Origin of the sequence: Novosphingobium nitrogenifigens DSM 19370 (assembly GCF_000192575.1) — a bacterium.
Classification (GTDB): Bacteria; Pseudomonadota; Alphaproteobacteria; order Sphingomonadales; family Sphingomonadaceae; genus Novosphingobium; species Novosphingobium nitrogenifigens.
Genome location: NZ_GL876931.1, coordinates 191,710 through 213,315, shown reverse-complemented (window position 1 = coordinate 213,315; position 21,606 = coordinate 191,710). Strand labels below are relative to the sequence as shown.

General features: G+C 60.4%; 17 protein-coding genes and 1 pseudogene. 2 read left to right on the top strand and 16 right to left on the bottom strand.

Features of this window, described 5'->3' with window-relative positions; all coding sequences use genetic code 11:
- A partial coding sequence (locus Y88_RS19380) for a hypothetical protein (RefSeq protein ID WP_198133343.1) occupies positions 1-1,034 on the top strand: 1,034 nt, incomplete at its 5' end.
- 16 nt (positions 1,035-1,050) lie between these two features.
- Here Y88_RS19380 and Y88_RS08945 read toward each other — a convergent pair.
- From Y88_RS08945 to Y88_RS08905, 8 genes and pseudogenes are all read right to left on the bottom strand, one after another.
- Positions 1,051-2,247, bottom strand: coding sequence for a GIY-YIG nuclease family protein (locus tag Y88_RS08945; protein ID WP_008068516.1), 1,197 nt, complete (start codon positions 2,245-2,247; stop codon positions 1,051-1,053).
- Positions 2,240-4,306, bottom strand: a complete 2,067-nt coding sequence (locus tag Y88_RS08940; RefSeq protein ID WP_008068514.1) for a DEAD/DEAH box helicase — start codon at positions 4,304-4,306, stop codon at positions 2,240-2,242. The genes Y88_RS08945 and Y88_RS08940 overlap by 8 nt, the downstream gene beginning before the upstream one ends.
- A complete protein-coding gene (locus Y88_RS08935) occupies positions 4,303-4,623 on the bottom strand; it encodes a type II toxin-antitoxin system YafQ family toxin (protein WP_018076137.1) in 321 nt (106 codons plus the stop codon). Before Y88_RS08935 ends, Y88_RS08940 begins: the two co-directional genes overlap by 4 nt.
- Positions 4,607-4,900 carry a type II toxin-antitoxin system RelB/DinJ family antitoxin gene (locus tag Y88_RS08930; protein ID WP_232280990.1) on the bottom strand — a complete coding sequence of 98 codons (294 nt, stop codon included), beginning with the start codon at positions 4,898-4,900 and terminating at the stop codon, positions 4,607-4,609. Before Y88_RS08930 ends, Y88_RS08935 begins: the two co-directional genes overlap by 17 nt.
- Before the next feature lie 63 nt (positions 4,901-4,963).
- Entirely contained in the window at positions 4,964-7,717 is a 2,754-nt protein-coding gene (locus Y88_RS08925; RefSeq protein WP_008068506.1) for a class I SAM-dependent DNA methyltransferase, read from the bottom strand.
- A 232-nt stretch (positions 7,718-7,949) separates the two neighbouring features.
- Complete coding sequence (locus Y88_RS08920) at positions 7,950-9,239, bottom strand: ATP-dependent nuclease (RefSeq protein WP_008068505.1); 1,290 nt, start codon at positions 9,237-9,239, stop codon at positions 7,950-7,952.
- Positions 9,212-9,945 (bottom strand): annotated as a pseudogene (locus tag Y88_RS19175) (IS5 family transposase). Before Y88_RS19175 ends, Y88_RS08920 begins: the two are co-directional and overlap by 28 nt.
- 96 nt (positions 9,946-10,041) lie before the next feature.
- Positions 10,042-10,809, bottom strand: coding sequence for an AAA family ATPase (locus tag Y88_RS08905; protein ID WP_008068502.1), 768 nt, complete (start codon positions 10,807-10,809; stop codon positions 10,042-10,044).
- A 349-nt stretch (positions 10,810-11,158) separates the two neighbouring features.
- On the opposite strand from Y88_RS08905, the gene Y88_RS08900 reads away from it, so the two are divergent.
- Complete coding sequence (locus tag Y88_RS08900) at positions 11,159-11,506, top strand: hypothetical protein (RefSeq protein WP_008068501.1); 348 nt, start codon at positions 11,159-11,161, stop codon at positions 11,504-11,506.
- 12 nt (positions 11,507-11,518) lie between these two features.
- On the opposite strand, the gene Y88_RS08895 is transcribed toward Y88_RS08900, so the two are convergent.
- From Y88_RS08895 to Y88_RS08860, 8 genes are all read right to left on the bottom strand, one after another.
- Positions 11,519-14,299: a conjugal transfer protein TraG N-terminal domain-containing protein gene (locus Y88_RS08895; protein WP_008068500.1), complete on the bottom strand. Its 2,781-nt coding sequence runs from the start codon at positions 14,297-14,299 to the stop codon at positions 11,519-11,521.
- Between the two features lie 10 nt (positions 14,300-14,309).
- Entirely contained in the window at positions 14,310-15,692 is a 1,383-nt protein-coding gene (locus tag Y88_RS08890; RefSeq protein WP_232280989.1) for a conjugal transfer protein TraH, read from the bottom strand.
- A gap of 47 nt (positions 15,693-15,739) precedes the next feature.
- Positions 15,740-16,639 (bottom strand): conjugal transfer protein TraF, encoded by a 900-nt coding sequence (locus tag Y88_RS08885; protein WP_008068493.1) that lies wholly within the window; start codon positions 16,637-16,639, stop codon positions 15,740-15,742.
- 34 nt (positions 16,640-16,673) lie between these two features.
- Positions 16,674-18,602 carry a conjugal transfer protein TraN gene (locus tag Y88_RS08880; RefSeq protein WP_232280988.1) on the bottom strand — a complete coding sequence of 643 codons (1,929 nt, stop codon included), beginning with the start codon at positions 18,600-18,602 and terminating at the stop codon, positions 16,674-16,676.
- Positions 18,599-19,357, bottom strand: coding sequence for a type-F conjugative transfer system pilin assembly protein TrbC (gene trbC / locus Y88_RS08875; protein WP_008068489.1), 759 nt, complete (start codon positions 19,355-19,357; stop codon positions 18,599-18,601). Before trbC ends, Y88_RS08880 begins: the two co-directional genes overlap by 4 nt.
- A gap of 14 nt (positions 19,358-19,371) precedes the next feature.
- The gene (gene traU, locus Y88_RS08870) at positions 19,372-20,454 is read right to left on the bottom strand and encodes a conjugal transfer pilus assembly protein TraU (RefSeq protein WP_008068487.1); all 1,083 of its coding nucleotides are present in this window, start codon (positions 20,452-20,454) and stop codon (positions 19,372-19,374) included.
- Entirely contained in the window at positions 20,451-21,110 is a 660-nt protein-coding gene (gene traW, locus Y88_RS08865; protein ID WP_008068486.1) for a type-F conjugative transfer system protein TraW, read from the bottom strand. Before traW ends, traU begins: the two co-directional genes overlap by 4 nt.
- The coding region (locus Y88_RS08860) for a S26 family signal peptidase (RefSeq protein ID WP_332306347.1) at positions 21,110-21,606 on the bottom strand (497 nt) is incomplete at its 5' end. The genes traW and Y88_RS08860, both read right to left, overlap by 1 nt.

The following is a 21,606-nucleotide window of genomic DNA, read 5'->3' as shown; positions in this document are numbered from 1 at the left end:
AGAAGGCGTCTAGAAAACTAGGGGCTATTCAGAACGATGATCTGACGACACTCAATGCCCCCCATCAAACTGTCAATGCCTTTGACGTCGAGAAAGAGAGCGAAGTGCCCTTCGATCCGGCGATCAAACAGGCCGCCAAGGGCTCTGATTTCGCTGAAGCGGCCATGCACCAGAGCGGCTTGGCATCAAGGGCTGCGGACCGCGTCGAAGTCCCTGAAATGCCGGACCGCCTGCCCAAGGAGCGGCACATCCAACAGCAGAACCTGCACAAGGCCTGGCACATGTGGCAACGTGGCGCCCCACTGGAGGCGATTGCCGAAATGGCAGACATGTCCAAGGCGAGCGTTTGTTCCTATTTGGCGAGCTTTAATCGCCAAGAACCGGTTCCCTATGTTTTCGATGCCAGTTTTCGCGCCACGCTGAGCCAGGCCCTTGGCGGCCAACGCAACTACTGGATCGGCGTCAACCTGACGATCTTCGGCGCCAGCCAGGCTATGATCGAAGTCCTCGCGAAACTGCCGGACAATCGCACTATCGTGGGGGAGGCGCGCCTTTACGTCGGACTCAAGATCGGTTGCAGTGGCTATAGCCATACTTTCCCCATAATCGGGCTGATCGCCGATTACGCCTTGCGCTGGTACAAGCAGATGGGAAGCCGCTTTGGCGACCTTCGTGCGAAGGTCTCGACCGTCTTTGCTCCGACGGACGGGCCGGAACCCCTGGTTGCGCCGCGACCGCTGGAATTTGCTGACTTGGAACGGCCCATGGACGAATTTCTGCGGGAGCGTTTTCCGGTTGCCGTCGACACGGGATCGAGGCGTGCACTGCAAGTCACCCTTGCGGAGCGCATTCGGTTCCAGGAGACGGATGCCTTCGGCAAACCGCGGCGCAAATTCACGCATGTCCCGATCAAGCAAGCCAGAGGGCTTGAGGCGGCTGTTCGGGCCATCAGTGCGAAACGGTCCCCCTCAGCTTGTCGCGATGAATCGCTGACACTTTGGCACACAATCGAGCCTGCCTGCCAGGCTGTGTGAATTGGTCGAGTGGAGGTCAGGTTCCGGCTGGGACGAACCTGGCCTCCATTGGATCGTATCGCACTTGGGTCACGCTTCCGTCGCTGATCTTGGAGATCAGGTCGTCAATCGCCTGAAATGGGATCAGGAACCATTCGCGCGGCTGGACGGTCCGGCCGAAGCGATCACCGGCAGCAAGGTCAAGCCGGGCCGCCGCCAAGGCCTTATGAATTAGGCCCTCCATTTTGCTGCGGTTTATGTTGAAGAGCTGGTATTCGGCAACAACCTCGACATCAGCCAGCAGGAAGGTCGGGTCATTGCGCGCATTGGCCACACGATGGGCAACACTCTGGCCGGTCACGCCGATCTTGTGGATCAGTTCCCTGTGCTCCGCGACATAGGGGTGGGCTGACTTGCTGCGCAGGACATAGATCGTGCCGCTCGCCAGATCGTCAGGCTCGGCCACATCGCCAAAAAGGGGCCCCGCGCTCAAGGCGGTGATGCGGCGCGCGGTCTCATCGCGATAGAGCGCCTTCTGGAATGACCGGGCCAGCATGGTCGCCTCAGTGCCATTGTCGTAGATGACGCGCACACGCCGGTCCTTGCGCTCATACTCCGTCACGAACGCATCCGAGGTGTCCGCGATAAGAGCCATCTGCCCAGCCACGATGAAGAAATTGCCGGGATGGATCTCTTCGAGAGTGACCTCTGTTTGATCGACTGCCTTGGCCTCGCGCGCGCCTTTGGCCAGATCGGCCTGTACCCGTTCGATTTGGGGCTTGAAGGTCTCGAAATCCTCGCACTTTTCGCGATTCGCGATTTCTTCGGCTGCACGCTTTTCCGCACGCGGCGCGACATGGCGCAACTGCGTGATGTCGTCTGGTGCGTCCGGCGCGATGCCCAGTTCCGCGAGCAGGGCATCGTCGCCCAATTCCTGGGGCGCCACGGCCGTTGGGCCATTGCCATCCAGCAGGGCATCACGATCGAGACCGGCCAGCAATTCGCGCGCTTCCGGAAGGCTGCGCAGGCGGTCTAGCCGCACCGCATAGAGGCGTTCGAAAATGTCACGGTCATCGCCGTGCCGAGGCAAATGCCCGTGCTCAGCCACAAAGCGCTGAATATCCTCAAAACCGGCAATGATCCGTTCTTGCAGCGGTGTCAGGGCACGCTTCGGCTCTGCCGTTGTCTCGACACCCAGTTCGGCCAGAAGTTCAAGATCGCTAAGCTCAGCCATCAGCCGCCGCCTTTGCCGCATGGCGTTGCAGGAAGGCGATGCCCTCGGCCATCTTGCGCTCCCAGGCATCCTGCGAGGTCAGCGAGGGAAGTCGCCCGCGCTCCCGCTTGAACTCCAGCGCGCGCTCGGCCAGCATCCGCGCATCTTCGTAGGTCAGCTTGTCCTTCTTGGCGTTGATGACAGCCTGCACCTGCAACAGGGTCTTCTCGTCCATCGCCTTGGCCAGCACGGCATAGGTGGCGTCAAACGGATTGACGCGGTCGATCAGATCGATGTCGAGGTCGGTAACGCTCAGGGCAAATTTGCGCACCCCATCGATGAAAGCCGTGCTGCCCGAAAACTCCCCGTCGACCACATCGCCGACCATCGCGGCCTTGGCCTGCTGGGTCAGCGTCAGGGCGGCAATAGCGTGCTGGCGAACCGCTTCTTGGTCATCTTCGCTGAGATCCGGGAATTTTTCGCGGATGATCTTGCCCATCTTCAGCTGAGTCAGCTCCTCGGGCACCACTTCGGTGTCGAACATGCCGCGCTCCAGTGCCGATTTGTCCTGCACGAAGCTGGCGATCACTTCATTGAGATCCTCCCGGCAAATCCGCGTCGCCTCGATGCTGGTCGGCAGCTTGAGGCCCTTGATCTCGAAATGCATCTGGCCTTGGGCGTTGACGCCAATGTTGGTCGCCCCCTCCTGATAGCCATCGGGGCCATAATCGAAATCCGGCTTCGGGCCGGCATCCTTGGGTGTGAACTCGAAACGCGGAGCCAGCACCTGTTCCATCAGCAGGCTGGCGGCGATGGCTTTGAGATAATCGTTGATGGCATCGACCACCAACGGGTCGTCAGCGGCAGGTTCCGCGATCAGATTGGTAAAGCGCGCCCGCGTCTTGCCCGGCGCATCGCGGGTGGCGCGGCCGATGATCTGGATGATTTCCGTAAGGCTGGAGCGATAGCCCACCGTCAGTGCATGTTCACACCAGATCCAGTCGAAACCTTCCTTGGCCATGCCCAGCGCGATAATCACGTCAACGAAATCGCGATCGCTACGCGCTGCGGCGGATTTCAGCGAGGCCACCACGCGATCCCGCTTGGAAGCATCATCGTCGACCAGGTCCGCGACCTTGATCGTGGCGCCGCTGGCTGTCTTGAGCAGATGAAAGCCGGTTTCCGTGTCAACCCCGTGCCATTCACCCAAATGGCCCATGATGTCCTCGGCCTCGCGGTGCTTGTCCTTCAGGCTCTCGCGCGAATTGACCGAGGGGATGTGGACGATGGTCTTGATCGTCGGGTCGAGCAGGGCCGAGATCTTCTCGGTGTAGGGGCCGGTGTAGAAGCTGTAGCCGATGTCCAGCACCTTGAGATACTGATAGCCGTTGAGCTGCTCGTAATAGGTGTAGGTGACCGTCTCGAACTTGGCTTCGTCATCGGGTGCCAGCACGGGGATGGCGTCGCCCCGGAAATAGCTGCCGGTCATGGCCACGATATGCGCCTTGTCGCGCCCGATCAGTTGGGCGAGCTGCGCGCCCAGGCGGTTGCCAGCATCGGCGGAGACATGGTGGAATTCGTCGATGGCGATGAGCGCGGTGTCGAAAGCTTCAACGCCCATTTCGTCAAAGGCAAAGCGGAAAGTCGCATGCGTGCAGACCAGCACCCTGGCATCGCTGACCAGAAATTCGCCGACAGCCTTGACCTTGGACTTGGCCACCTTGGGATCATCGGCGCCAGGCGTGTTGCACAGGTTCCATTGCGGCGCGACTTCCCAGTCGGCCCAGAAGCCATGCTTGCTCAGCGGTTCGCTGTTGAAACTGGCGCCAATTGAGCGTTCCGGCACGCAGACGATGGCCTTCTTAACGCCTTGGTTGGTCAGCTTGTCCAGCGCGATGAACATCAGCGCGCGCGACTTGCCCGAGGCAGGGGGCGACTTGATCAGCAGATATTGCTCGCCACGCTTGTCATAGGCCCGCGCCTGCATCGGGCGCATCCCCAGCTCGTTCGCCTTGGCAGTCGCGCCAGTGCCTGCGGGGCGGAAGGTGACGGTGGGGATGATGTCGGCATTCTGGATCATTTGAACAACTCGCTATGGGTTCCGGCGCGCACGAAAACGAGCGTGCCGCCCGGTCCCGCTGTGTCGTCCACTTCGTAGATCAGCAGGAAATCCCCACCGATGTGGCATTCTCTTGTGCCTGCCCATTCGCCCTTCAGCGCGTGATCGCGCCATTCGGGCGGCAGCGGCGCATCATTGGCGATCAACAGAAGCATCGCCTCTTTGAGCTGGCCCATGTCATAGCGACCAGAGCGCGAGAGGCGCTCCCAGTCTTTCCTGAACGCTTTGGCCAGATCGAACGTGCGCGGAAGCTTCGCGGACTTATCCTTCTTTGCCATCGAGTTCGGCAAACATGGTATCAGGATCGGCAAAGCGGGCGCGGCGCTCGGCGATGATTGCGCGTGCCTCGTCCAGCGCGGCGCGGGTTTCGGCGTTGGGCACCTTCAGCTCCAGCGGGAAGGCTTGGTCGACCGCGATGCGGTGGAACAGCAGACGCACGGCATCGGACGCGGTCAGCCCCATAGCCGCCAGCGCCTCTGTGGCTTTTGCCTTCAAATCATTGTCCATGCGGATATGCAGCATGGAGCTTTGAGATGGCACGTGGGGTGCGTTCATTCGAGCCTCCTGTATCTCAAATGAGAGATACGCCGATGGCGCGAAAAGTCAATGTCGCGCCCGTCATGCCGCTGCCTTGCCGCCGGTCATTTTGGTGTAGAGATCGAACAGCTTTTCGAGCCGCTCGGTGTCGTTCTTGAACCGGCGACCGATGTAGATCCGCTCCAGCACCTCATCATTGCGGTCATGCGCGTGGCGCAGGTTCTCCGGCATCGTGTCGGGATCATAGAGATCCGCGATGGTGGCCGGGAAATGCGCTTCGCGCGCCAGCAGGATGTCCTCGGCGCAGCGGGTGAGGTCGGCCTTGTTCTGCTCCGTCAGCTTGGGGACTGGGAAGGTATTGTAGCAAACACCAGATGAATATCTGTAATCGGATTTCATTCGTCCTGCGGTCAATGCAACCCAGCAGGTGTGCATTTTTGAGCAAATCAAGGCCATCGCAAATAGCGGTGCATCATAAATTGCTTGCGCAGCATCGGAAACGATCGTTTCACTTTTCTGTAAGCCGATAGGAATGTAGGTTCGTCGTTCCGATGATACTCTCGGAATGATCAATTGACTATTTCGCCCAGTGATCGTTCTTTCAAATTTGAAAGGTGTATCAACACCGAGTTTGCCTCGTTCGCTGCCGCTCTCACGGTAGCGACGGACCTTCTCAACCCGATCTGCTATCGGCGGAATTCTCATAGCCAAGTCAGCCTGGCTGTCATCAATCCAGAGGCAGTATCGCTCTATGCCATTGATAAATTCGCTGGAACCTGTGATTTTGCGGCAGAAATCATTGACCGCTGGATAGGCCTCCCTCAATTCTTCATAATCCGCTCGCGAAAGATTGAAGTTTCCCAAATCTCGAGGGATATTACCGGCATACATTTGAGGAAGGCCGTTAATTGGTTGCGGAGCTTTCTCTACGATAACGTCAGGGCCATCAATAAGATAGGCGTTGATATGGTTGGCAAGTTTCTTTACTTCTCCATCAAAAATATATTTCGGGTTCGTTGCAGAAGAAGATTTTACGCCCACGATGATGCAGATTACGTTTGCGTTGCGGCTTGCATTGTTCGACCAATAGAAGTCTTTGTGGCAGAAGGCTATTGATTGGCCATTTCTGAAAATGGGTGGCCAAATAAGTGGAACTTGTACTCCTTGGCACACAGAGTTAGTCGATACAAAAGCAAAAGATCCTCCGGATTTAATGAATTGTGAAGCTTTCCAGAACCATCCGGCGATGTAGTCGATTGCCTTGACGCTCTTTCCGCCGTCGAGTTGCCGCAAATCCGCCTTCTGACTGTCAGTTTGAAACTTGTCGCCGATATAGGGAGGATTTCCGCAAATATAGGTCTCCCCATGCTGGTGTTCAAAGCCGATGGCGGCCTGATCCAGCGGGCTCCCAAAGAGATCATCAGCGTAAATTTTTACACCAGACGATTGGACATCCATAAGGCTGAGCCAGTCGAGCCGCAAGGCGTTCCCGCAGGTGATCCAGTTCTGGCTGTCCAGCGGCAGGAAATCAGCCAACGCCTCTTTCTGTCCGCGATACAACACATCGCACTGAAACTCGGCGATGATCAGCGCCAGTCGTGCGATTTCGGCGGGGAAGGGGCGCAGTTCAATACCGCGGAAGTTGGTAAGGGGGATCTCGGTCTTGCGCTCCGCCTCGCCCCGACGCGTGTTGATGATGGCCTCGATCTCGCGCATTTGCTTATAGGCGATCACTAGGAAATTGCCGCTGCCACAGGCCGGGTCAAACACGCGGATGCGCGCCATGCGGTTGCGCAGGTTCAGCAGTTTGCGCGGATTGTCGCCAGCCTCTTCCAGCGCCGCCCGCAGGTCGTCGAGGAACAGCGGGTTCAGCACCTTCAGGATGTTGGGCACGCTGGTGTAATGCATGCCCAGCGCGCTGCGCTCATCATCGTCGGCCACGGCCTGGATCATGCTGCCGAAAATGTCGGGATTGATCTTCTGCCAGTCGAGGTTGCCGATCTGGATCAGGTAAGACCGGGCAATGCGGCTGAAGCGCGGCACATCAGTGCTGCCCGAAAAGAGCTGGCCGTTGACGTAGGGAAACACGTCCGCCCAGCGCGGCGTGCCAGCGGCCTTGCGATAGCGGTCGTCCAGCTTGCCTTCGTGGCGGGTGGGCGTGTCCATGGCCTTGAAGATCGCGCTGATAACTTCATGCGTATTGCTGGAATCGCGCTCCGACATCTGATCGACGGTGCGGGTGAACAGGCCTTCGCCGTAAAAAATGTCAGTGTCTTCCGCGAAGAAGCAGAAGATGAGCCGCGCCATGAAGTGGTTCATATCGGCCCGGCGCTCGGCTGCGGCCCAGTCGGGGTTGTCTTTCAGCAGTTCGACATAGAGCTTGTTGAGCCGGCTCGTCGCCCGGATGTCGAACGTGCTCTCACGGATCTGTTTGACGGTGGTGATGCCGGCCAAAGGCAGAAACAGGCCGAAGTGATTGGGGAAATCGGCATATTGGCAGGCGACAGTCTCGCCGGTGGCCAGTTCCTCTGCCTGAAAGTCTGCGCCATCGGTCGCAAGGATGAACTTGGCCTTGGCGGCTTGGGTCTTGGGGCTGGCGCGCAAGGCCTGAAGGGTCGCGTCGACCGCACCTCGCTCGCAGGTGGCAATATGGATGTTGCTGCGCTGAAGTACGCCGCCCGGCACGTCAGAACCATTCGACGCGCCAGTCCGCAGCTTCTTGAGCGTGGTCGCCTTGTTTCCGAAGGCTTCCAGAAAGGCATACGGAAATTCCGCCGCATCAAAGGGGGCGGCGGCAAGGTCGGTGATGGCTTGTTCGATTTCAACGGCGTTCATGGCCGGACATTAGGCTCAGCGGTAGGATAGGGGCAAGTCGGGTGCGCAGAAATGTTTCGAAGATACCACCGTGTTTTGCGGACTGACCGGAACGGTAGCTTTTATGGGCTGAGGTTCCCAAGCTGCCATAGGTTGAGGGGGATCCAAGGCTGCAATACCGGCAGATCAGTTCTTTTACTTCGGGTGAGGCTCATGGACCTTGAGCTTGACGCAGAGTAAGCTACTGAGAATGCTACTTGAGCGCAGCGTTGATTGCGGTGATCAGCTTGGTCCAAGCTGTTCGTTCTGCCTGAGTAAGGGAATTGGCGTTGTTGTCGCGGGTCCAACGCAAGAAGGCTTTCGCAAGCTTGTACTTGCTAAAGCCCGCCACGCCGGAAAAGATGTCAACGAGCGGACGACTCGACTGCTGGACGGCCTGATCGACGATATCCCAGCCAAGCTGATCCCGCGCGATGATGGGTAGTGTATCCCTCAGGAGATCTTCAATCTCGGCTTTCCCAACGCTTGGCGCATAATCTTTCGTGCGCAGAATGGCTTTCTGTCCGAGCTTATGGACAAGCGTGTCCTGTTTGGCGGCGGCGTCTCCCGCATTATCAGAATCGAGCAGAGCTGCCACTTTGAGCTTGTGAGCATGCAAGATGGTAGCGAAATATACAATCTTTCCTGCCGAATCGGCAGTGACCAAGGCGATCTTATCGTTGAGCCTAACCTCACCGCTATCGGCGAGTAGCGCCGCCGCACCCTCAAGATACCATTCGTCGGTGAGCCCTTCGAGTACGAGATTCCGCTCTTGGGCAAAAAGGCTTTGGGCCAGATCGTAGCCCAAGGCTTCTTGAAGTGGAAGCAGCGCGGCTGGATCGCTGGACGTGACTGTGGTGTGCACCTTGGTGCCGACGTTGCGGTCGTTCAATTCGACGACACGGACGTAGTCCAGCTCATTCGGCCCCACCAAAAATGGTGAGTGGGTAGTATAAATTGTCTGGTTCTTCGCGGCGAGCTTCGTTATCGTTTCACGGAATTCACGCTGCTTGAGTGCGTGCAGGCTCATGCCAGGCTCGTCCAACAGCAGAATCGCGTTCTCATGCTTGTCGGCCGCCTCGGCGAAGAAAACTACGAAAAAGGACACGAGCCATTGGAAGCCTTCGGAGCGCTGATCTAGCTCAATTTCTACGCCGAGTTCGTCCTCGACGACTACCTTGAGGTACTGCCCGTCGGCGTCGAGGCGAAGGCGGTCCGCTTCGGGTCGGGTCGCTGATGGCTTCCAAACCGAGCGAATTTCGTCGGTAAGTTGCACACTCGCAGCGTTGAGCTGATACTTCCGCTTATCAAGTTGGTCCCGAAAAGCTTGAAGCGCCTGCGGCTGATTTGCCGGTGGTTCCGGTGCTCTACCTAGGTCGGAGAGATCGCGCGCTGTGAATCCCAACAGTTGAAGTAGGCATTTATTGCCGTAATCGTACTGCTCGTCATCAAGAATATTCGAATCTAATCGATCAGCTAGGATTCGTGGACAAAGGGTATCCACTGCAGGACTGACACGAGATTGACAAAGCCGAGGTAAGATTCCTTGGTTTTGTCGTATCGTGTTGCGATGCGCCGCCAGTTCTTGAGCTTGTTGAACAGGCGCTCGACGAGGTTGCGCCAGCGATATTTTTCGCGGTCGTGCGCGATGGGCTCGCGCCGGTTGCTCTTGGCGGGTATGACCGCTTCGACGTCGGCTTTCGTCAGTTCCTCACGGATGGCGTCGGCGTCATACCCCTTGTCGGCCAGCAGCGCCTCGATCTTGTCTGCGATCATGCGGAACAGCGGGCCGAAGCCCTGTATGTCGTGACTTTGCCCAGGCGTCAGGACAAACCCGAGAGGGCGCCCTTTTGCGTCGCATCGGGCGTGGAGCTTTGTGCTGAAGCCACCTCGCGATCGACCAAGAGCCTCGGTTTCCTGAGTCCCCTTTTTATGCCGACAGCACAATGATGTGCCCGGACCACGGTGCTATCGATCATGTCGGCGGTGACGTCTCGCTCGACCATTTCCGTCAGCGTTTCCAACATCGCGTCGAACACGCCGGTCGATACCCAGCGCCGGTAGCGCCGGAACACGCTGTTCCATTTGCCATATTCGTCAGGCAGGTGGCGCCATTGCGATCCAGTGCGGGCAATCCACATCATGCCCTCGAAATACAGCCGGTTGTCCTGCGCGGGGCGGCAACCCCGCCCCCTTTCAGGCGGCAGCAATTCCCCGATGATCGCCCACTCGTCGTCCCTCAGTCCAACCCGCTCGCCCAAGGCCGCCTCCAAAAGACAGCCTTGAATCAACCGACGAGTATTCTGTCAACCTTTGTCCACGAAACCTAGGAGGCCGAGATGAATAAGAGGGCGAACCCGAAAATAGTTGCTGAACAGAACGAAGACGGGGATACGCTTTTGGAGTGAATCGAGTGCCGCGTTGCGGTCGCCAGCGATCGAGAATGCGGCCAGCAGCCGGTCGATGCGCGCGTCCTCAGAATCATCGGCAAGAGCGACTAACCCATCCACCCACTGCTTTAAGGCACCCGACAACTCGCTCGACAAGACGTTTTCGTCGCGCCACTCTTGCAACAAGGAATTGAGGCTGTCCACCTGCGCTGTCGAAGGCGCCGCGCCTTCAGCAACCGGCGTCCGGCCATCGACATGGGCTGCAAGCCGGACCGCATCCTTCCTGATCGCGCCGACCGTCGGCAGCGCCGGTGCTCCGATCAAGAAGTGGGACCCGTTGTTGGAGATGTACCGCGTGTATGAATAGCCAGTGATGCCCCTCATGGATTCCGGAAGCGCGGCCAAGTCGTCTTCATCCAAGGTAAACGTGACGGTAGCGACCGGAACGTTCTTTGGGTCAACCTTCTTCGTTGAAATATCGTTGTATTTGGCGCGCGGATAGTCGCGCAGCTCATCGAACCGCTTTATGCCTTTCGGCGGATTGATCTGCTGTAGGGCCTGCAGGACGGCCGTTTTACCTGCCTCATTCGGTCCGACGAGGATGGTTTTGCCAGCCTCGATTTCGAACACGCCCGTGTCGCGGATGCTGCGGTAGTTCTGAATGTGCGCGGTCTTCAGTTTCATGTTATCCTACCTTGGCGCTGACTCGATGCACGTCCGTTAGCGTCGATCTATTGCAACTAAGACCGACACTTAGGCAATACATTCACGTTAACTGATCCACTGTTGCATCGTCTGACGCGTCAGAGAAGGGGTGCTGCTGGTCCGTGATGCAAAGCTATCGCCTTTATGTGTCCGACTTGGTTAGTGGCCGAGCATTCGGATCTCGACAGGTTGGGTGAATGAAAGGCCGACTCTTAAGCGCGTTCTCGCAACCGCGAGCGACAGCTATCAAGGCGCATTAAAGCACGTGAGTGAACGCGGGTGGGTTGTTTTGTTTGCAATATGTTCCACATTTGATTATTGTATAGTTATGTCGGAACTTGATGAAATCGCCCAACTCAAGGCTCAGGTCGACGAACTGACGGCTGAGAACGCAGCCTTGCGCGAGGATGGCTTCCGAGGCTCGAAGGCCGAAGCGCTGATGGCGCTCGAGTATGACCGCATCCCGACTTTCATGAAGAGCCAGAAGGCCATTGCGTGGCAGCGCAAGGTTGCCACGGCGGTGATGATTGTCGTGCCTTTGATCCTCGTTGCGGTTGCTGTGTTTGGGGGGCTATATGCCTATCGGGACTATCAGCAGCGCCGAGAAATCGCGGAAAGGCTGGATCGGGTTCATGCTTCCTTTCAGGCTGACCCAGCCTTTAAGACCCAGAAATAAAGCTCTGCCCCGCTAGGGTTTGAGATCATCGCGTATTTTAGCTCCGTCTGCATTCGCAACGGAAGCTCTCGTACCAAAATCGCGTTTGGCCGCAGCATCATCCCTAGCCACCTCAGCCGCGCCCCTCTGAATTGCTGCCCTAGCGGCGTCATCGCCCGGCGCATGAGGGGTCGTTCCTGAGCCAGCATTTGACCCACGAGGCGCGCGGCCGGGCGATGATCCTGCGCTGCGTCGGCCTTGCGGCCGAGGCGTTGCCGATGGCATGGAAACCTCAGCCGGCCCCCGCACACTCCCCATCGTCGCAGCCGGATCCTGCAAGCCTGCCTGAACCGGCGCCATGCCATCGGCCGCGTATTGTTCAAGGATCTTGCCAACGATCATGTTGCGGACTTCGCGCTGATGGGGGGACGGCGTGGTGTTGGTGAGTGATGGCGCGCCCAGATCGCGGAACTCGGGGCTTGCCGCCATTTCGGCATAGCGCGAGGCAATGACCTGGCTCATGTCGTCCGAGATCTGGTAGCCGTTGCTGCGCGAGAGCGAGGCCATGCGTTCGAGGCGTTCGCCGACCTCGTCTGAGCGGGTGGCCTGCCGCTCCAGCGATTGGGCCTCGGAAAAGTCGCGCTCGATGGCGTGGCGCTTTTCCGAGAAGTTCTCGACCCGGTGGAAGGTGCCATCGCGCCAGTAGCCGCCATCGGTAAGCGTGATGTCCTGTCCATTGGCATGATAGTGCGCGACATTGCTGCCCTGGCTTTGGCTCAGGCTATCGCTGGTGCCATGGGCTTCCTGATCGCCGGTTGTCTTGGTCCACTTGTGGTCCCACGAACCGCCTGCCGATCCGCCTACATCGGCACCCAGCACCTTGCCGCCGACACCGGCCTTGACGCGTGCATTGATCCCAAATGTGTTGGTCTCGGCATGGCCCAGCGAGCGGCCGGAGGTCAGGTTCTCGCCGATCGTGCGGTTCGAGCCGGTCTGCTGCTTGGAATCGGTGCCCTGACGATCGAACTGGCTGGTGGTGTTGCCGCCCTGGCCGCCTGTCGCCGCTTCGCTACCGCTCGCACGGCGCGAGCCGGACGAGAGACTGTCGAGGGTGCGCATGCCATGGCTCCAGCGCTCGGCCGAGGTTTCGCGCATGGCGTTGGCGCGCGTGTGATATTGCGCGCCGCTCTGCTGGAGGTTGCCGGTGACGCTCTGCATTTCGCTGGCCGAGAAGCCGAAGCGACTGATCGCGCCACTCGTGTTGTAGACCGTGGAACCGTCAGGCATGGTCGAGGTGATGGTGCCATTGTCGCCGCGCATGTTGACCTGCGGGACGGAGCTGGCCGACACATTCCAGGTGGGCGCGGTGTTGACCTGATGGCCGGTCACGTTCTGGAACTGGCTGTTGCCATAGGCATAGTTGCCGGTGGTCCGCTCGACCGCGGCGGCCTCGGCCGCGTGCATCGCAGGTGCCAGCATGGCGGTGGTGTTCGAGGCGATCGACATGGCGCCTTTGGCCATGCCGGCGGCCATCACAGGCACGAACATCAGCAGGTAGCCCGCCAGCGTTTCCATGTTCTGGTTGACGGAATCGATGCCCGCCATCGTCGCCATGGTCATGCCATTGGGGGCCAGCGCGGAAAGCTGGGCCGCCGAATATTGCGTGATGAACATGTGGAGCACCGCGTAGATCGGCCCCCATGATGCGAGATAGAAGAAGCCGGTCAGATAGCCCTTGAGCAGAGCCGGGCCCGTCTGAGGGAACAGGAAGAGTGGGAAGACCACCGGGAACATCGCGTAGAAGACGATGGTGAGGACAAGATTCAGCACCGGCACCCAGGTCATCGCCTGCCGCGCGGCCGAGATATAGCTGTTCTGCGCCTGCACATCGGCGTGCAGCGCGGCGAACGTGTCGCCGCCACCCGATCCGAAATTGGCGCGCGCCTCCATGAAGGCATTCACCAGGGAGCGCTGCTGGAAAATGGTCTGGGCGCTCATCGAGGTGCCGCCATAATAGGCCTGCGCCATCGTCGGCAGGTCGTTCTTGAGCTGGGTCACTGCGCTGGCAGCCGGAAGATTGGGATAGAAGGATGGCGCAGCGGCATTAAGGCCAGCGGCGGTCAGCGCCGGAAAGGCCTGCACGATCGCCTGATAGGCGCTCTGGCAGCCGATGATCGAGGCGGTGCCACCGCCAGCGGGGATCCAGGTCGTCGAGCGCGCCGGCGAGCCCGGTCCGATGGCGGAGAGAAGATCAGGCGAACTGGCCAGCGTCGACCAGCCATTCCCCTGACCAAGCAGGATGTCATAGAAGGTGCATTGGGCCAGATAGCCCTCGATGTTGGCCTTCATGATCGGATCGGCAATCGTGAACTGGCTGGTGAGATCGTTGAGGCGCGTCGGGTAAATCATCCCGCCTGCGCTGTAGGTCAGCGCCGAAGGCATCGTGAAAACGCTCTCGGCCGTCTTGGTCAGCCAGTTGTTCACCTGGCTCGAGAAGCTGGCGACCATGGCAAGGCCGATCGGCACATTGGCGACCGCGCCATTGCCCACCGTCGGGTTGATCGTGTCGGAGACGACCACCGTGGTCGTGGGCACGATCATGCACATGTACATGGCGGTGGCCGAGAGGAACCAGTGGAACAGCACCCGCCAATTGAGCGAGAAAGCCATGACCAGCAGGCTGTAGCCCAGGCCCATCACCATCACGACTTGGAGCAGCGAACGGAAACCGCCGCCACCTGTCCAGGCGGCGACGGCGTTGAGCACGTTGACGATATACTGACCGCCCCCGCTGGTGATGACATTGACGGTCATGCGGCTCTTCTCACTGAAGGGGATGCTGGCCGAGCGACCTCTCGAACTGGAGCGCGGCGGTCATCTGAGGGGACATGGTGTTGCGCAACGTGGCCTCGATGCGGATCGTGCGTTCGAGGATCTGCTCGGTGCGGGTCAGGCGCTCGGAATTATGGACCACCTGCGCATCCAGCGTCTTGGTCACATCGCGGAGCTGATCCTGCCACTGCTTGAGGGTCAGCGGATCGGCGTTCTGGAACGAGGACTGGCCGTCAGTGACAAGTCTGTAGAACTGGCCAACGATGGTTTCGAGCAGGTCGACCGAGGTGATTTCAGAAAGGCTGGAGATGTCGGCCGAGTTCATGCCGCCAAAGCTCGCCGCGGCATTCACCACCATGATCTTGTAAAGCGGGATCGTTGTGGCGCCGAGCAGGCCGATCTCCTCTGATGTCAACTGCTGGTTGCCCTGGATGCGCCCCGCGATGTCGATCAGCAGGTTGTACACGCGGGTCTTGAGCGCATTGCTGGTGCTGACCGACAGGCTGGTCTGCGTGGGGTTGAGGCACTTGTCGGTGGTGTCGCAGGCATAAACGCTGGCGCTGTTGCCGCCATCGAGCAGCGCGGTGATGAGCGCGGGATCGCCCTGGCCCAAAAACTTGAAGGTGGGGCCTTGGGAGTCGCTGGTGCCGGGCTGGTAGATCACCGTGCCGACAAGGCTCATCAGGTATTGTTTGAAGGCGGTGTCGAAGCTCGGGTATTTTTGGGAGAGCATCGTCCAGGTGTAATTGTAGGGGCCTGCGGGGATCGTGCTGTCCGAATTGCCCTTGATCGTCGAGGATTGGCTGCCGCCGGTGCCGCAGCCCTGTTCGGATGAGGCCCAGTCCGAGAAGACGCCCTGGCTGTTGCCGATGATCTTGCAAAACTGGCTGTCACGCGCGCCGACCATGCCGGCGAGCCCCGCTGCCACCTGCTGGCCTGCCTGACAGGCATCGAGGCTGTGCTGGGTGAATTGCTGCACTTTCTGCATCATCTTCTCGATCGAGGTGCCGATCTGCGAGGAGATGGCGTTGATCGCCAGATCAAAGACAAAGGCCAACGCGCCATTGGCCGCGGCCTTCATTGCGGCGACGATCTGGTCGGTGTTGATGAAGGAAAAGCCGCCGGTGAAAATGTCGATGCCGCCGCAGCCGGCCTTGACGCTCGGCATCTGGAGCGAGCCCAACTGGTAGGTCGTTTGCGCCGGGAAGCGGACCCAGAGGTTGCCGCCCGAGTAATAGCCGCCCTGCTGACCATTATAGGCGACAGGGCCAGTGGCATTGGCCGCCCCGCCGAGGTTGGAGAAAAACGAATTGAGCTGGCCGTTCACATCGGCCTCAGCCGTTTGGACGCAGAGCAGATTGCCCAGCGCCAGCACGGCGAGGATGCGGGCCAGCCAATGGCGGATCGCTTGGGGCCAGCGCATCAGAAGTCGCTCCCCGGCTTGACGCTGGTCAGATAGAAGATGCGTTGCAGCACCTCATCCTCGGCCATGATGCCATAGCCGATGGGGATCGGCTTTTTGAGGTAGGTGTCGAAGAGCACAAGGGCCGGCACCTGGCCGCCTTCAAGGCCCATCTTCTCATACTGGCCCTGGTTCACGACATAGCGCGGAAAGGCGGGCGTCGGGCCGCCGTCCATCGAGACCGGCAGAACCGAGAGGTGGTACTTGTCCGAGAGTGAGCGGACGATGGGCGAGAAAACCTCACACGCCCCGCAGCTTGAGGAGTAGAAGAAGAACAGGCCGTAGCGTTCCGACAGCGAGGCAATGACGGCCTCACGATCGGTCTTGCGCTGGGCAAGCCATGCGGTCTTGCCCAGCGTGCTGACCGGGCGCTGGAGCGTATAATCGAGATCGGGGTGCTGCCAGATCGCCCGTTCCCACACATCGGCGAAGGTCGAGGCGCGGTCGAGCTGTTCGCGCTGATAGCGGACATAGGCAATGATGTTGTCCGAGGTCGGCTCGAGGATGGCCTTCGCCTTCAGCTCCTCAAGCCGCGCGCCGATCTTGTCGAGTTGCTGGCGGTAGCTGGGCGATGCGACCTTGGCGGTGGCGCTGGGGTGGGCAGGCTTGGGCTTGGGGCGCTCACAATAGAACCAGGTGCCGAGTTTGCGCTCGCCGCAATAGAAAGGATCGCCGGTAACTGTGGACGTGTCCACATGTTCACCTGTGGCGCTGTCCACTTGTCCACCCGTGGACGGGTCCACATTCTCACGATTGGACATGTCCTCTTGTTCCAGCGCGCTACTGGCCGGAGGGGTTCCCGAGGCCATCAGCGGGCTTGCGGTGACGAGGCTTGCGCTGGTCAGCAAAGCGATCAGCATGGCGGCGATAGGGTGTGAGGCTTGGCGCATGGCGTCAGGATCCTTGACCATGGGTTTGATAGTAGGCTTGGACCTTCTGCTGGATCTGGGCCGAGGTCTGGAGCGAGGCGGGCAGCGAGACGGCGCTGGTGAAGTCGGCAAAGACCTCGGCAAAATCCATCTTGGACAGGTCGAGCTTGGAGAACTGGTCGACGGTGAAGCCCGTGCAGGTCGGCGACTGCGGGCTGCCAAAATCCAGCCCCAATTGTGCGCGGCCCTGCTCCTGGATCACGCGGGCGAGTTTGGACTGGTAGCAGCAGTAGCTCTTGCGCTCCGTCGTGCAGACGAAGAGCGCCTTTTCCGAGCAATACTCACCGACATAGTGGCACAGGCCCATGCGGTCCTTGACGTCGAGTTGCATCTCCTCGCCCGAGCACATGAAGAGCGGCAGGAACTGGGTCACAAGGCCAAGCAGCATGGCAGGATTGCCTGAGGCGAGCCCGATCGCGGCCGAGGCCGCCGCTGCGCCGGTCAGCAGGCCAGAAACCTTGCCCGCGCAGCAATTGACGAGGCCGAAGAGCGGCTTGTGGCAGCCGGTGGAATCGCCGTCGAAGATCGTCAGCTTGTTGGCGTCGAACTGCTGGTTGGCATCCTTCATGGCGTTCATGGCCACGAGCGCATTGGCCAGATCAGGGGCTGGCGACGTCGGAAGCTGGGTGCAACTCCCGTCGATGCAATAGACATCGCCGCTGCAGGAATAGGCCTGGCTGTTCTGGGTCGCTGCAGGGGTCGTGCATTTGTAGACCTCGCTCTTGACCTGACATGCACCGACCTGAGGGGAATCGAGGCAGACCTCATGGTCGAAGCTGCAATTGCTCTTGGCTGACAGCGTCGCGCAGTCATTGGCGCTCGAAAGTGTGCTGCATTGGTAAGTTGCCTGCCATTGCCAGCAATCATGGGTGACCGCGACGCCGTTGATGGTGCGGGTGGTTGGCGATGCGTCCACGCAGACTTGCGTTGGTTGCAAGCAGGTTTCGCCAGTCGGTAGCGCCTTCACCTTGGTCTGACAGTCGCTGTCATCGACTGTGGAGCCCTGATAAGTCTGGATTGGCCCGACATAGGTGCTCCCGGGCACGCCCGGCGCCTGATCCTGCGGCGGCGGCACGAAGCATAAACTGCTGTGGTTGATGCAGTAGCTGCTCGACGCGCTTGTTCCGAAATTGGTCTGCGCGCTGCAATTGTAGGTGGTGTCGGTTTCGGTGAAGATGACCGCGATCCCCGCGCCCGGAGGCCAGGTCGTTTGGGGTGTTTTCTTGGTCTGGCTGACCTGCGTGCAGGAAGACTGAGTCGCGAAACTGCCGCAATCGGAAACGTCGCCCCAGAAAAATGTCAGGTTGTTGTTGGGGTTGTAGATGTCCCATTCCGAGGTGTGGCAGGTGTATTGGTAGGCGCTCGTGAACTGGTTGGCCCAGCCAATGGTGCAGGTGAAATTGCTGTCCGCCTCGGCCGTGCCGATCTGGCAGGAATCGTAATAGGTGCTCGCTGTCCCGCTGCTCGCAGGGATTGGCTGGCAATTACCTTGCGAACTGCCCGCAATGCCGGTGTAGCTCGTCGGGCTGCTTTCAACCTGCTTGGCGCTCGACAGGCCAAGCGTCGAGGTGTCGACTGTCGGTCGGTTGGGATTGGTGACAATGGCATAGGGCTGCGAGGTCACCGCTGCGACCGCGCCATCTCCCGCCAGGCTGTTGGGGTTCGACAGATATTGGCCCTGCGGCAGATCGGCGCCGCCATAGCCCGGCACGGCATTGGGCGCGGATTGGCTCGTGACATTGCCAGTGACCTGGCCCTGCAATTGGCTGGCGATCGCGCTGGCCGTGGCCTTGGGATCGACGGTCTGGGCGGCAAGCGGAGTGCTGGTCAGCAGGGCTGCGGCAACCACTGCACCGGACGCCATTCCACGAAGGAGGATCGAGCGCACTCTCATGGAACGCGCTCCAGGTTGGCCAGCGCTTGGCTGGCCACCGGCGCGCCGGGGCCGCGACCCTGCGCGATGGTCTCGAGCGCGAAATGCGTCGTCACATTTCCGGCGATGCGGTCAAAGGGTGTGGGCTTGCTGGCGCAGTCCTCGCCTGAACACAGATCAAAGCTGGATGATGCCACCACATAAGTGGGCACCACCTCGATGCCATAGGCCCGGAAAAGCCGGGGATCGATGCTGACATGGGCGCCAGGCGTATCGCCGATGGCCTCATGCAGCGCGGCCATGAAGGGCTTGGGGCCACCGGGCGAGAAACCGCGAAAAACCACCATGCCGCCCGCCTTGGAAACATCGGCGATCATGCGCTTGAGGGATTCAGGCGGCATCGACAGGCTGGCAAAGGCAATGAGCATCGGGGCGGATTGGGGCGAAGGCGCCATGCTGCGCCCAGCGTCCGCAACCAGCGCTTCGAGATCGACCGGATCGCCGGTCGGGTTCGCCTTGGCCCGCGCTGCTGCCTCGGCTTTCACCTTGGCCTGCGAACCCTCGACCAGGGCGGCCATGTCGTCGGCCAGATCGGCGTTGGCCTCAGCCTGATGGCCAAGCACCTGGTCGACGAATTGACCCAGATTGCGGGCGTGAGCCTGCGCGGCCTTGTTGATGGCATCGAGATCGAGCCCATCAACCTGCGTTTGCGCCAGCACGGTGCCGACACCGCCGAGGGCGACCAGTACGCCCAGAAGCAGGAGAGATTTGCGCATCTTTGACCCTCCCGTCAGAACGCGCAGCAATTGCGCTTGCGCCACAGGAGATAGCCCACGTCCTCGCCCACCACCGGATAGGTGTGAGAGGTGAGCTGGACGGCGGTCGATCCACCGGGCGGTTGGCAGGCGTAGCGACCCGTGGTGGCCGCCACGGGATTGACCATTTGCAGCCGGTATTGCTGCTTCCGCATGATCGGCATGATGTATTTGCCGCAGAGGCCCTGATCGCCCATCGTGCCCCAGGCGAGCGCCGTCCGGTGCATCTTGAAGACCATGCGCTCGGCCGCGAGCCGCATCGACTGGTCCATCGTGTCATTGTTCCCGATGTTGCCGGTCATGGGGTACATCGCGCCATTGCAGCCAGCGCACCAGAAGAGCTGGTCGAGCGGCAAGGCGGCAGTGGCGGCGACGCAATCGGCCGCACAGGCGACCTGCGCCAGCGGAAAGTCGAAGACGACGGTCTCGGGATAGACCAGCGCGGCCAGCGTATCGTCGTTCCAGGTCGGATCGATCTCGGTCATATAGGCCAGATCGAACGAGGCCTGCTCAAAGCAGATGAAATCGCCCAGCAGCTCAAGCAGATAGAACAGCGGATAGACGTAATAATGCGCCTGATATTGGGCAGACATCTGGGTGTTCCCACCCTTCTGCGAGGGGGCCGAGACATGGCCGTTGCCGACATACATGCCGGGGTTGATCGTCAGCCCGCCAAGGTTCGGGAAGCAGAAGGGCTTGGTCGTCACATCGATCAGGCGCACCGGCTCCCAGAAGCCGAAGGATAAGCCCGGCCGGATCCCGCACAGGCAGACCGGCAGGCTGGGGTTTCCGGGATCGGGCTTGTCGCTCGGCCAGAGGTCAAAGCCGCCGATCGAGAGGGGGAAGAAGCAATCCCAGCAAATGTCGGTGATGGGATTGGGGAAATGGCCGTGGCAGGTGGGCGAACCTTGCGCCTGCGCCACTTGCGCCGATCCCAGCGCCAGGCTGGCCGCGATCATTGCCCAGAACCGGCGGGCGCGGCGCAGTCGGGGCGCACCTTTGCCCGACCGGAGCCCACGCCCGAAGCGTTTCCAGAACACGGGGCGGATGCGCTTCATCGGCGTTCTCCCGATCGTTCTCCAGTTCGGGTCAGCGCCACTTCGCGGATGTCGAGATGGTCGCCCTGCTGGACGAGCAGCGCTGGGGTGTGGGCGATGCCGAACTTGCCCGTCAGCGCGCCCATCTGATCGAAATAGAACCGCCGCTGGGTCGCCTTCATGAGGTCAGTGGGCGAGCCTTTGACCAGCACGATCCAGAGCTTGTCCGGCGCGCCTTGCCGCAAGGCCCAGTCGCGCTCTTCTGCGCTATCGCCATCAATGAAGGCGAAGCTATGCGCGAGGTTCAAATGGGTCAGCGGATTGAAGCGCTGGCCCTGCGCGGCGATCAAATGTCCGCGCGCATCCCGGATGTCCTGCGACAGGGTAACGCTGGGGTCGAAGCTCCAGCGCCGGTCGCTGGTGGCAGGCGTGATCCCTGCGACAGCATGGGGGCGGCGCACACTGGCCTCAGCGGCTTCGACAAAGCGCTGGTTCATGGCTTCGAGCTTGCCGCTTTGCCGGGCAGCCTCGAGCCGCGCCTTGATGACCGCCAGCAGATCGGGCTCGGCAATCGACCAGGTCGGGCCAAAGGTGCCAAAGTCTCGGGCGCTCGCCATCATTGGCACGGAGGAAAGGCCGAGCGCGGCAAGCAGGATCGAGGCGGGGCCGGCGCGCATCACAGGATGGGCGTCCCGATACCGATCAACCGATCGCGGCAGACAAAGCCTATCGCTGCATAGCGGCTGTCGAACCCGTCCTTGTGCGGGCTTCCGGCATAGATGCATCCCTGAGGAATGGTGCCGGTGGGGCCGGGCAGCAGATCCTCGCCCTGATGGGTCTTGGGCTTGAGGCGACCGACAGTCTGGCCGTTGACCAGCACATCGGCGCCTTGACGGCTCACCACATCGCCCGGCACGCCATAGGCGATCTTGGCGAAGGGCTTGGGATTAGCCCCGAAATGCCGGACTACAAGGGGATCATGGCCGGGCGCGAAAACGACATAATCGCCGCGCGCCGGAAAGCGTCCCGTCTCGACCAGCAGCGCCCAGTTGGGGAGCGATTCACTGGCGTTGATGAGGAAGGCGTGATGGTCGTGCCAGTCCTTGAGCGCCGACCAACTGAGGGCTGCGCCGCCAATCAGCGCGATGCAGCCGAGCTTCAGCCGCCAGTGCT